General features: G+C 71.8%; 10 protein-coding genes. 6 read left to right on the top strand and 4 right to left on the bottom strand.

What is annotated here, in order from left to right; translation table 11 throughout:
• Both ACWIF2_RS38020 and ACWIF2_RS38015 read right to left on the bottom strand, forming a co-directional pair.
• On the bottom strand, window positions 1–1,003 hold a 1,003-nt coding region (locus ACWIF2_RS38020), incomplete at its 3' end, for a DUF2637 domain-containing protein (RefSeq protein WP_454365917.1).
• 256 nt (window positions 1,004–1,259) lie between these two features.
• The gene (locus ACWIF2_RS38015; RefSeq protein WP_454365915.1) at window positions 1,260–2,111 is read right to left on the bottom strand and encodes a (2Fe-2S)-binding protein; all 852 of its coding nucleotides are present in this window, start codon (window positions 2,109–2,111) and stop codon (window positions 1,260–1,262) included.
• Window positions 2,112–2,258: 147 nt separating this feature from the next.
• On the opposite strand from ACWIF2_RS38015, the gene ACWIF2_RS38010 reads away from it, so the two are divergent.
• Entirely contained in the window at window positions 2,259–3,065 is an 807-nt protein-coding gene (locus ACWIF2_RS38010; protein ID WP_454365913.1) for a GntR family transcriptional regulator, read from the top strand.
• A 292-nt stretch (window positions 3,066–3,357) separates the two neighbouring features.
• Here ACWIF2_RS38010 and ACWIF2_RS38005 read toward each other — a convergent pair whose 3' ends face one another.
• Both ACWIF2_RS38005 and ACWIF2_RS38000 read right to left on the bottom strand, forming a co-directional pair.
• Window positions 3,358–4,122 (bottom strand): hypothetical protein, encoded by a 765-nt coding sequence (locus ACWIF2_RS38005; RefSeq protein WP_454365911.1) that lies wholly within the window; start codon window positions 4,120–4,122, stop codon window positions 3,358–3,360.
• A 164-nt stretch (window positions 4,123–4,286) separates the two neighbouring features.
• Entirely contained in the window at window positions 4,287–5,963 is a 1,677-nt protein-coding gene (locus ACWIF2_RS38000) for a PucR family transcriptional regulator (RefSeq protein ID WP_454365909.1), read from the bottom strand.
• Window positions 5,964–6,269: 306 nt separating this feature from the next.
• Here ACWIF2_RS38000 and ACWIF2_RS37995 point away from each other — a divergent pair, with 306 nt between their 5' ends.
• From ACWIF2_RS37995 to ACWIF2_RS37975, 5 genes are all read left to right on the top strand, one after another.
• Entirely contained in the window at window positions 6,270–7,160 is an 891-nt protein-coding gene (locus tag ACWIF2_RS37995) for an FAD binding domain-containing protein (protein ID WP_454365907.1), read from the top strand.
• Window positions 7,160–7,741, top strand: coding sequence for a (2Fe-2S)-binding protein (locus tag ACWIF2_RS37990; protein ID WP_454365905.1), 582 nt, complete (start codon window positions 7,160–7,162; stop codon window positions 7,739–7,741). Before ACWIF2_RS37995 ends, ACWIF2_RS37990 begins: the two co-directional genes overlap by 1 nt.
• A 2-nt stretch (window positions 7,742–7,743) precedes the next feature.
• The gene (pucD, locus tag ACWIF2_RS37985) at window positions 7,744–10,140 is read left to right on the top strand and encodes a xanthine dehydrogenase subunit D (RefSeq protein ID WP_454365903.1); all 2,397 of its coding nucleotides are present in this window, start codon (window positions 7,744–7,746) and stop codon (window positions 10,138–10,140) included.
• Window positions 10,141–10,259: 119 nt separating this feature from the next.
• Window positions 10,260–11,717, top strand: a complete 1,458-nt coding sequence (locus ACWIF2_RS37980; protein WP_454365901.1) for an NCS2 family permease — start codon at window positions 10,260–10,262, stop codon at window positions 11,715–11,717.
• 41 nt (window positions 11,718–11,758) lie between these two features.
• A partial coding sequence (locus ACWIF2_RS37975; protein WP_454365899.1) for an XdhC family protein occupies window positions 11,759–12,104 on the top strand: 346 nt, incomplete at its 3' end.

Below are 12,104 nucleotides of genomic sequence, written 5' to 3'. Positions count from 1 at the left end.
CCAGGGAGTCGAGTCGCGGCAGTGCCATGGTGTCGTCCTCGGCGGTGAGGTCGACGGTCAGCGGCTCAGCTCCTTTGCGAGCGGGCTGCAGGGAGGGACGCGAGCGGACGGGCAGCGGCTCCGGCGCGGATATGGCAGGCTCCGCGGAGACCTGCGAGGAGCCGCGCTCCACCTGCACCTCCAGCTGCCGGCCGCCGCCGCGGCCGAAGTGGCCGCGGTGACCGCGGCTGATCGCCTTCAGCTGGGCCCGCTCCACGCGCTGCTGGTCGCGGCGCCGCTGCCGGGCCTCGTCCTTCTTGCGCTTGTCGTCGCGCACCTCGTCGACCGCCTCGTCGAGGCTGCGCACGCCCTCAAGGAGCATCAGCGACCAGGCGCTGTACGTCTCCCGGGGGGCCCGCAGCCAGCGCACGATACGGATCTGCGGCAGCGGACGCGGCACCAGGCCCTGCTCCCGCAGGGCGGCGCGGCGGGTCTGCTTCAGCGCGCGGTCGAAGAGCACCGCCGCCGACAGGGACATGCCCGCGAAGAAGTGGGGGGCACCCGCGTGGCCGATGCCCCGGGGCGCGTGCACCCAGTTGAACCAGGCCGCGGCGAAGGCGAACGTCCAGACCAGTATCCGGGAGCCGAGTGCCGCGTCACCGTGGCTGGCCTCGCGCACCGCGAGCACGGAGCAGAACATCGCCGCGCCGTCCAGGCCGAACGGGACGAGGTACTGCCAGCCGCCGCTGAGGCCGAGGTTCTGCTCGCCGAAGCCGACCAGGCCGTGGAAGGAGAGCGCGGCGGCGACGGCCGCGCAGCAGAAGAGGAGGACGTAGGAGACGGTGCCGTAGAGGGCCTCCTTGCGTCTGCGGCGTTCCTCGCTGCGCTCCCAGGAATCGTCCGCGCTCGTGTCCTTGACCGAGGAGCGCTTGCCGCGCGCGAGAACCGCTATCGCCGCCAGCATGCCCAGGAGAAGCACGGCGCCCGGAAGCAGCCAGTTCAGCGATATGTCGGTCAGTTTCATCTGGGGGTCCCTTGCATTGGGATAGGGCGTAACGCCCGCCATAGTGGCCCAATCCCAACGGCCCTCAGGGGGTTTCGGGGCAAGAGGCCGCCAAGGAAGTGCAAGGGAATGTTCAGGGCGGCGTTCTGCTCGAACTGCCGCGTGAGGGGCGGGAGTTGAGTTCGAACAAGACTACCCGTACGGGTGGTTCTCCGGGAACTTGCTGCGAGTTTCCGCGATGATCCTACGGGAGGAGCCGGCTACTTCTGAGCGTGTCTCAACTGGCCGTGGCCAGCAGCTTGGTGACCCGGTCGGCGTCGCAGGTGCGTGGGCAGGTGGCGCAGGTGTCCTGCGGGCGCAGCGTGTAGAACATGCAGCAGCTCGCGCGGTCCCGGGTGCGCAGCGGCTCGCCGCCGGGGCCGGTCAGCTCCCGGAACGCCGCCGTGCCCACGTACGGCTTGGTCGCGCCCGGCAGCAGCAGCTCCAGCTCGCGCATCGCGCGCCGTTCCTCGATCTCCCCGAACAGCTGGGCGATGTACCAGAGCCCCTCGACGATCTCGTCGGTCGCCATGCCCCACAGGGCCCGGCCGCGACGCCGCATCCGGGGTCCGAAACCGGTCAGGACCGGCTCCAGGTGCTCGGCGACCGCCGACCGCACCTCGGCGCGCAGTGCCTCCTCGTCCGGGACGACCCGGGCGCCGGGCAGCGCGGCGGCCTCGTCGCCGGGCAGACAGGCGAAGCCGGCCGGGCGGACCGCCATACGGCCGATGGGGTGGCCGGGGGCGGTGCGGTCGTACGAGACGTGCGTCACGGGGTAGCGGGGCACGCGGCGGTTCAGGAACCAGGGGACGGTGATCAGCAGGCAGGCGGGCCAGGCGTACCGGTGCAGGCCGAAGCTGGCGACCACATCGGGTCGGGCCCGCTGGTCGTAGTCCCGTCGTATCTGGTCCTCGTCCCAGGACAGAAAGGCGTCGAGGGCGGGGCCGGCGGCCGCGAGGTCGGTGGCCGCGGCCCAGCCGCCGCCCTGCGGGGTCGCGTCGTCGGGGGCCAGTTCGGTGACGGCGAGTCCCGGCAGGACCTCGGCCAGACGGGCGTAGGCGCCGGAGACGGCCGAACGGGGCACGGGCATGCGATCACCGATCCATTCAGAGGTAAGCCTAACCTAACTCAAGATCGCTGGGATTTGAACTGGCGCTCGAGGCGCTTAAGGTGCTTGACGGACGAGTAACAACCCGCCGTAATGACCCCAAGTACCGATACGTCCGGAGGAGGACCCGTGAAGCAGGGCGCGCAGGGCTCCGCCGGGACGGAGGAGCCCTGGCCGGCTGTGCCGGACGGGCGGGCGCGGGTGCCGCGGCAGGCAGGGGCGGTGCGTGCTGAGGGCGCGGTGCGTGCCGAGGGGGCCGTGCGGGGTGAGCACACGCATGGTGAGCCGGCCCTCCCGCGGCCCAGGCCCGTCGTCCAGCGGTCCTCCGTGCGCGGGCAGATCGTGGACGCGCTGCGGGCCGCGCTGGTGGCGGGGGATCTGCGGCCCGGTGAGGTGTACTCGGCGCCGGTGCTGGGCGAGCGGTTCGGGGTCTCGGCGACGCCGGTGCGGGAGGCGATGCAGCAGCTGGCCATCGAGGGTGCCGTCGAGGTCGTGCCGAACCGTGGGTTCCGGGTGGTCGAACGGGGGGCGCGGGAGCTGGCGGAACTGGCCGAGGTCCGGTCGCTGATCGAGGTCCCGGTGATGCTGCGGCTGGCCCGCGCGGTTCCCGCCGAACGCTGGGCCGAGCTGCGGCCTCTCGCCGAGGCGACGGTCCGCGCGGCGTCCTCCGGCTGCCGCGCGACCTATGCGGAGTCCGACCGGGTGTTCCACCGGGCGGTGCTGTCCCTCTCCGGCAACGAGCAGCTGGTCCAGATCGCGGAGGACCTGCACCGGCGGGCGCAGTGGCCGCTGGTCGGGGGCGGGCCGGGCGGCCGGGGGCGGGCCGAGCTGGTGGCGGACGCGCATGAACACACGGCGCTGCTGGACGCGTTGATCGCCCGGGATCTGGATGTGGTGCGGGTGCTGGTGGGGGAGCACTTCACGGGCGCGGGCTGAAGGTGCGTGTCGCGCCTGCGCGGCGGTGATGGGTCGGGGCCGCGCCGGGGGGTGTCCGTCCTCGGAACGTCGCGATGGGGTGCCATACCGACTGACTGTCCGTTGACGCGACAACCGCTGCGGGCGGACACCCCCCGACACGGCCCCTTCCGTGAGCCGGCGGGTGCGGGTCCACTCAACTGCGGGCATGCGTGCCGCTAAGGGCGGCACGGGTGGGCGCAGCGGCACCCCGTTCCGCCGGGCTGCGGACCTACCCGGCCCCAGCCGCGACGCCGGGTGGCTCGTGATGTGCTCAAGCCGTCGCCGCCGGGGGCAACGGGGCCAACTGCCGTGACAGCCATGTCGGTACGCCCCCGAGGAGCCGGAACAGCCGGCGGGCCTCCTCACGTAGCCGGGACGCCTCCGGCTCGGTCTCCGTGTCGGCCAGTGACACCAGCGCGGGGGCCGTACCGACGAGATACCCCAGCTCCTCCCGGATCCGCAGCGACTCCGCGAAACCGTGGCGGGCCTCCGCCAACTCCCCGTCCCGCAGGGCCAGTCCGGCCAGATGGCGCCATGTGAACGACAGCAACAGCGGGTTGGCATGCGCCGTCGCCCCCGCGTGCGCACGGCGGTACGCGGCCCGCGCCGCCTGCGGAGAGCTCGTCAGGTTCTCCGCCGCGAGACCGCGACGGAAGTCCAGCAGGGCCCGCTGCGGAGCCCCCGGAGGGATCAGCGCCGCCGCCCGCCCCAGCGCGGCCCGCGCCTCGTCGGCCCGGTCCCGGACCACGAGCAGCGTCGAGGCGTAGGCCAAGTAACCGCGTTCACAAGCGGCAGCGCCGCGCTCGTCGTCGCTGTGGGCCAGCGCCTCGGCCGTGCGCAGCGCGTCCTCGGCCTCCTCCCAGCCCTGCTCGGTGTACAGACACCGTTCCACCAGCAACGACGCCCGCTGGAGCGCCGACGCGGGCGTATCCGGCAGCAGCAGGGCGGCCGCGTCGGACCAGCACCCGCGTGAGCGCAGCCGCCATACCGCGGTCTGGAGGGGATCGTCACCAGCGGTCGTTCCGTTACCAGACATGGCGGTATGCGCCACGTTGCCCTCCCCGAGCACGCCATCGAGCTGTTGAGTGGTGGCGGCATCTCAGCACGAATCGCGGGGTCGGGCCAAGGGGGTGGGTGAAGGATTTCACAAAGTCGTGGGACTCCGGGGCGTCCCGTGTTTGGGACGGGACACCCCGTGTCTCAGCTCATGCGCAGGGCCAGGAAGAAATCCAGCTTGTCCTCGAGCCGCGAAAGATCACGGCCCGTCAACTGCTCGATCCGCCCGACCCGGTAGCGCAGCGTGTTGACGTGCAGGTGGAGGCGGCCGGCGCAGCGGGTCCAGGAGCCGTCGCAGTCCAGGAACGCCTCCAGGGTGGGGATCAGCTCGGCCCGGTGGCGACGGTCGTAGTCCCGGAGGGGGTCCAGGAGGCGGGCCGTGAAGGCACGGCGGACGTCGTCCGGGACGAACGGCAGCAGCAGGACGTGCGACGCCAGTTCCTGGTGGCCCGCGGCGCAGACCCGGCCCGGGCGGGCCGCCGCCACCCGGCGGGCGTGGCGGGCCTCCTCCAGGGCGCCCCGCAGCCCCTCCGCCGAGTGCACGGCCGCGCTGACGCCAAGGGTGAGGTGTCCGTCGCCGTCGAGACCCGCCGTGAGGGGGTCACGTACAGACTCCAGGAGCGCGTCCGCGAGGACACCGGTCTCGGAGCCGTCGTGCTCCGTCGAGACGGCGGGGAGGGGGACCAGGGCGATGGCCTCGTCGCCGGTGTGGGCGACGGCGATGCGGTCCGAGTGCTCCGGGCCCGCGGAGAGCGGGTCGACAAGGATCTCCTCCAGCAGGGCCTGGGCCACCGGGCCGCCCTCGATCCCCTCCCCGTCCCAGTCGACGCGGGCCACGACCACCTGCCAGTGCGGCGCGGCCCCGAGGCCCGGCAGCAGCACCGGCGCGGCCACCCGCAGACGGGCGGCGATCTCGGCCGGGGCCGCGCCCGTCTGGACCAGTTCCAGCACCTCCTGGGCGAGACGGCGGCGGACCGTGCGGGCCGCGTCGCGGCGGTCGCGCTCGACCGCGATCAGCTGGGTGACGCCGTACAGCAGGTCGAGACGCTCGTCGGCCCAGTCCCCGGCGTCCGCCTCGACGGCCAGCAGCCAGTCGGACAGCAGGCTCTCGCGGACGTCCCGGGCGGTCCCCGGGGAGCGGCCCGCCGAACGGACCGGGAACAGGGAGTAGGTGGTGCCGCCCAGCAGGACGCGGTGCGGGGCGCGGCGGCCCGTGCGGGTGGCGGTCAGGTGTTCCGCCGCCAGGCGCCCGCAGGTCTCGGCGGGCAGGGCGGCGGGGCCCGCGGCCTTCGAGCCCGCGATCAGCCGGCCGGTGGGCGCGAGGACCCAGGCGCGCAGGTCCAGGTCCGAGCCGAGCAGGTCCAGGACCACGTCCGGGCCGCCGCCCGCCGGGCCCGAGGTCATCATCCGGCGGTGGCGGTCGACCACCGCCGCGAGGTCTCCGGCACGCTCGCCGGAGACCTGCCGTACGACGTGCTCGGTGATCGTCGCGAACGCCACCGACTCGTGCACCGCGAAGAGGGGGAGCCGGTGGCGTTCGCAGGCCGCGACCAGGTCGTGCGGGACGTCTCCGAGCTCGGCCTCGCCCGCGGCGAGGGCCGTCACGCCCTGCTGCGCGAGGATCCGGACGAACGGCTCCGAGTCCTCGGCGTCCCGGCGCCAGGCCAGGCCCGTGAGCACCAGCTCGCCGCCCGAGAGATAGCGGCTGGGGTCGCGGAGGTCGGTGGTCATCACGCCGCGCACCGTGCGATCCAGCTCTTCCTCGCCGCCGAGCAGCTTGAGGCCCAGCGCGTCGGTGTCCAGCAGTGCGCGCAGCCGCATTCTCGTCGCCGCCGATCTTTGTCTCGAAATCAAACCCTGTCCCGGCTGTGTTCCAGGTCACGCGGCTGTGTCGCGTGTTTCCACAGGAGAACGAGGAGGTTTCTGATGGCCTCTGTTCATACGAATCTACAAGATGCCCGTCCTGGCCAGCCAACTCCTTCATGGTTTCCGTGACTGACCCCGTCGGAGTACGGCGCTGTGTACTGAGGCCACTACGCGTTAACAGCACATGAACGAGCCGGGACCGCCGCACACGGATTGGCTCAATCTGAACGCCCCACGAGAAGACGGAGAAGAGAGCCGGTCATGGACTTCCTTCGCCCCGCCAGCTGGGAGGAGGCGCTCGCCGCGAAAGCCGAGCACCCCACAGCTGTGCCGATTGCGGGTGGCACCGACGTGATGGTCGAGATCAACTTCGACCACCGCCGGCCCGAGTACCTCATGGACCTGAACCGCGTCGGCGATCTCTCCGAGTGGGAGGTCGGCGAGGAGAGCGTACGGCTGGGTGCCTCCGTGCCGTACACGAGGATCTTGGAGAACCTGCGCGCCGAACTGCCGGGGCTTGCCCTCGCCTCGCACACGGTCGCCTCCCCGCAGATCCGCAACCGCGGCGGCGTCGGCGGCAACCTCGGCACCGCATCCCCGGCCGGCGACGCCCACCCCGCCCTGCTCGCCGCGGGCGCCGAGGTGGAGGTCGAGTCGGTGCGCGGGTCGCGCCGTATCCCGATCGACGAGTTCTACAAGGGCGTGAAGCGCAACGCGCTGGCGGCCGATGAGCTGATCCGGGCCGTGCACGTCAAGAAGGCCGACGGGCCGCAGCAGTTCTCCAAGGTGGGGACCAGGAACGCGATGGTCATCGCCGTGTGCGCGTTCGGGCTGGCGCTGCATCCCGAGACACGGACCGTGCGGACGGGTATCGGCTCGGCCGCCCCGACCCCCATTCGGGCCAAGGCCGCCGAGGAGTTCCTGAACGCCGCTCTGGAGGAGGGCGGCTTCTGGGACAACGGGAAGATCGTCACCCCGTCGGTCGCCAAGCAGTTCGCCGACCTGTGCTCCGCCGCCTGCAACCCGATCGACGACGTCCGGGGCACCGCGAGCTACCGCCGCCACGCGGTCGGCGTCATGGCCCGCCGCACGCTGACCTGGACCTGGGAGTCCTACCGCGGCGCCCGCCGCCACACGGAGGGAGCTGCGTAATGCGCGTCAACTTCACGGTCAACGGCCGTCCGCAGGAAGCCGACGACGTCTGGGAGGGCGAGTCCCTGCTCTACGTGCTGCGGGAGCGCATGGGCCTTCCCGGGTCGAAGAACGCCTGTGAGCAGGGGGAGTGCGGGTCCTGCACGGTCCGGCTCGACGGGGTGCCGGTGTGTTCGTGTCTGGTGGCCGCCGGGCAGGCGGAGGGCCGCGAGGTCGTCACCGTCGAGGGGCTCGCCGACTTCGCCAAGCAGCGGGCGGAGGGTGGTTGCGCGACCGGGGCCTGCGGTACGTCCTTGCAGAACGCCCAGGGGTGGCAGGCCAAGGGCAGCGACTCGCAGACCGGCGAGGGCACCGAACTCTCCCCGATCCAGCAGGCGTTCATCGACGCCGGCGCCGTCCAGTGCGGCTTCTGCACCCCCGGTCTGCTGGTCGCCGCCGACGAGATGCTGGAGCGGAACCCCAACCCGAGCGACGCCGACATCCGCGAGGCGCTGTCGGGCAACCTCTGCCGCTGCACCGGCTACGAGAAGATCATGGACGCGGTCCGCCTGGCGGCCGCCAGGCAGGGAGAGGCGGTCTGAGCATGCCCACCAATGGCGCACCCACGAAGATCACCCAGGGCTCCCGGACCAAGGGCGGCATCGGCGAGTCCACGCTCCGCCCGGACGGCACCCTCAAGGTCACCGGCGAGTTCGCGTACTCGTCCGACATGTGGCACGAGGACATGCTGTGGGGCCAGATCCTCCGGTCGACCGTCGCGCACGCCGAGATCGTCTCCATCGACACGAGCGAGGCACTGGCCACGCCGGGTGTCTACGCCGTGCTGACGTACGACGACCTGCCGACCGCGGTGAAGAACTACGGCCTGGAGATCCAGGACACCCCGGTCCTCGCCCACGGCAAGGTCCGCCACCACGGAGAGCCGGTCGCGATCGTCGCCGCCGATCATCCGGAGACGGCCCGCCGCGCCGCCGCGAAGATCAAGGTCGACTACCGTGAACTGCCCGTCATCACCGACGAGGCCTCCGCGACCGCGCCGGACGCGATCCTCGTCCACGAGGGCCGCGACGACCACCACGCCGGGCACGTCCCGCACCCGAACATCGTCCACCGCCAGCCGATCATCCGCGGTGACGTCGAAGCCGCTCGGCGGCGGGCCGATGTCATCGTCGAAGGCGAGTACACCTTCGGCATGCAGGACCAGGCCTTCCTCGGCCCCGAGTCCGGCCTCGCCGTCCCCGAGGAGGACGGCGGCGTCCACCTCTACATCGCCACCCAGTGGCTGCACAGCGACCTGCGCCAGATCGCACCCGTGCTCGGCCTGCCCGAGGACAAGGTGCGGATGACGCTGTCCGGTGTCGGCGGCGCGTTCGGCGGCCGCGAGGACCTGTCGATGCAGATCCACGCCTGCCTGCTGGCGCTGCGCACGGGCAAGCCCGTCAAGATCGTCTACAACCGGTTCGAGTCCTTCTTCGGGCACGTCCACCGCCACCCGGCGAAGCTCCACTACGAGCACGGGGCCACGCGCGACGGCAAGCTGACCCACATGAAGTGCCGGATCGTCCTGGACGGCGGCGCCTACGCCTCCGCCTCCCCGGCGGTCGTCGGCAACGCCTCCTCGCTGTCCGTCGGCCCGTACGTGATCGAGGACGTGGACATCGAGGCCATCGCCCTCTACACCAACAACCCGCCCTGCGGCGCCATGCGCGGCTTCGGCGCGGTCCAGGCGTGCTTCGCCTACGAGGCGCAGATGGACAAGCTGGCGCAGAAGCTCGGCATGGACCCGGTGGAGTTCCGGCAGCTCAACGCCATGGAACAGGGCACGCTGCTGCCGACCGGGCAGCGCGTCGACTCCCCGGCTCCCGTCGCCGAGCTGCTGCGCCGCGTCAAGGCGATGCCGATGCCGCCGGAGCGCCAGTGGGAGTCCAGCGAGGGCGCCGACGTACGGCAGCTGCCGGGCGGCCTGTCCAACACCACGCACGGCGAAGGCGTCGTACGCGGCGTCGGCTACGCGGTCGGCATCAAGAACGTGGGCTTCTCCGAGGGGTTCGACGACTACTCGACCGCGAAGGTGCGGATGGAGGTCGTGGCCGGCGAGCCCGTCGTCACCGTCCACACGGCCATGGCCGAGGTCGGCCAGGGCGGTGTCACCGTCCACGCGCAGATCGCCCGGACCGAGCTGGGTGTCGCGCAGGTGACCATCAACCCGGCCGACACCCGGGTGGGCAGCGCCGGTTCGACCTCCGCCTCCCGGCAGACCTACGTCACCGGCGGCGCCGTGAAGAACGCCTGTGAGCTCGTCCGCGAGAAGGTGCTGGAGATCGGGCGCCGCAAGTTCGGCTCCTACCACCCGGCCTGGGCCACGGCCGAGCTGCTGCTGGAGGGCGGCAAGGTCGTCACCGACGGCGGTGAGGTCCTCGGCGACCTGGCCGACATCCTGGAGGGCGCGACCGTGGAGGTCGAGGAGGAGTGGCGGCACCGGCCGACCGAGGCCTTCGACCTGCGCACCGGGCAGGGCAACGGGCACGTCCAGTACTCCTTCGCCGCGCACCGCGCCGTCGTCGAGGTCGACACCGAGCTCGGACTGGTGAAGGTCATCGAGCTGGGCTGCGCCCAGGACGTCGGCAAGGCGCTCAACCCGCTGTCCGTGCTCGGCCAGATCCAGGGCGGCACGACCCAGGGCCTGGGCGTGGCGGTCATGGAGGAGATCGTCGTCGACCCGAAGACGGCGAAGGTGCGCAACCCCTCCTTCACCGACTACCTGATCCCGACCATCCTCGACACGCCGACCATCCCGGTCGACGTCCTCGAACTCGCCGACGAGCACGCCCCGTACGGGCTGCGCGGCATCGGCGAAGCACCCACCCTGTCGTCGACGCCGGCGGTCCTCGCGGCCATCCGGAACGCGACCGGGCTCGAGCTGAACCGGACTCCGGTACGGCCCGAGCACCTCACGGGTACGTCACTCTCCGAGGCCTGAGCAGGAGAGTCCCGTCCGGGGGGCCGCGTTCCCGTGTCCCCCGGACCCCTTTCGTTCGTCTCGGGCCGTCCCCCGGGTCGTGCATCCCAACCCCCTATGAAACTTGGGAGTAGGCCCACATGACCCAGCAGTCAGTAGAGCCGAGGACCACAGCCGAGGACGCGGGCGAAGGCACCCGCGTCCCCGCCGGACGGTCCTGGCTCGACCGGTACTTCCACATATCCGGCAGAGGATCGACGGTCGCGCGTGAGGTGCGCGGCGGCGTCACCACCTTCATGGCGATGGCGTACATCCTCCTTCTCAACCCCCTGATCCTGTCCGGGAAGGACGCGGCGGGGGACACCCTCGCGCAGAAGGGGCTCATCACCGCGACCGCGTTCGCGGCGGCCCTCACCACGCTGCTGATGGGGTTCGTCGGCAAGGTGCCGCTCGCCCTCGCCGCGGGCCTGTCCGTCTCCGGTGTCCTCGCCTCCCAGGTCGCGCCCGAGATGACCTGGCCGCAGGCGATGGGCATGTGCGTGATGTACGGCGTGATCATCATGCTGCTGGTCGTCACCGGCCTGCGCGAGATGATCATGAACGCGATCCCGCTCGCGCTCAAGCACGGCATCACCATGGGCATCGGCCTGTTCATCGCCCTCATCGGCTTCTACAAGTCCGGCTTCGTGCACCAGGGCGAGGCGACCCCCGTCACGCTCGGCCCGGCGGGCGAACTGGCCGGCTGGCCGGTCCTGCTCTTCGCCGGCACCCTGCTGCTGATCTTCATGCTCCAGGCCCGGAACATCCCGGGCGCCATCCTCATCGGCATCACCGGCGGCACGATCGTCGCCGCGATCCTGAACGCCGCCGGCGTCGTCGACCCCAAGCAGTGGGCGGCCGGGGCACCCGAACTGCACGGCAGCGCGGTGTCCATGCCCGACTTCTCGCTCTTCGGGAACGTGGAGTTCGGAGGCTGGGGCGAGGTCGGCGCGATGACCGTCGGCATGATCGTCTTCACGCTGGTGCTGGCCGGGTTCTTCGACGCGATGGCGACGATCATCGGCGTCGGCACCGAGGCCAAGCTCGCCGACGACAAGGGCCGGATGCCGGGCCTGTCCAAGGCACTGTTCATCGACGGGGCCGGCGGCGCGATCGGAGGCGTGTCCGGCGGCTCGGGCCAGACGGTGTTCATCGAGTCGGCGACGGGTGTCGGGGAGGGCGCGCGCACGGGCCTCGCCTCGGTCGTCACCGGCGCGTTCTTCGCCGCCTGTCTGTTCTTCACACCGCTCACGGCGATCGTGCCGCAGGAGGTCGCGTCCGCCGCCCTCGTCGTCATCGGCGCGATGATGCTGATGAACGCCCGGCACGTGGACTGGGCCGACCGGGCCACCGCCGTCCCGGTGTTCCTGACCGTCGTCCTGATGCCGTTCACGTACACCATCACCACCGGTGTCGCCGCGGGCGTCATCTCCTACGTCGCCATCAAGACCGCCCAGGGCAAGGTGCGCGAGATCGGCGCCTTCATGTGGATCCTGACGGCGGTGTTCCTCGTGTACTTCGCCCTCAACCCGATCGAGAGCTGGCTCGGCGTCCACTGACGCCCGCCATACCCCCCGCAGCCTTAAGGAGACCGAGACAGATGCTGGACATCGCCGAGGAGCTGAACCGGTGGGTCGAGCAGGGCCGTGACTTCGCCGTGGCCACCGTGGTGGCCGTCGGCGGCAGCGCGCCCCGGCAGCCCGGCGCCGCGCTCGCGGTGGACGCCGAGGGCACGGCGATCGGCTCGGTCTCCGGCGGCTGTGTGGAGGGCGCGGTCTACGAGCTGTGCCAACAGGCGCTGCGGGACGGCGAGTCCGTCCTGGAGCGCTTCGGCTACAGCGACGACGACGCCTTTGCCGTGGGTCTGACCTGCGGCGGCGTCATCGACATCCTGGTCACCCCGGTACGGGCCGCCGATCCGGTCCGGCCGGTGGTCGCGGCCGCGC

The sequence above is a fragment of the Streptomyces sp. NPDC055506 genome (genome assembly GCF_053643595.1).
This window is presented reverse-complemented; position numbering and strand designations above follow the sequence as displayed.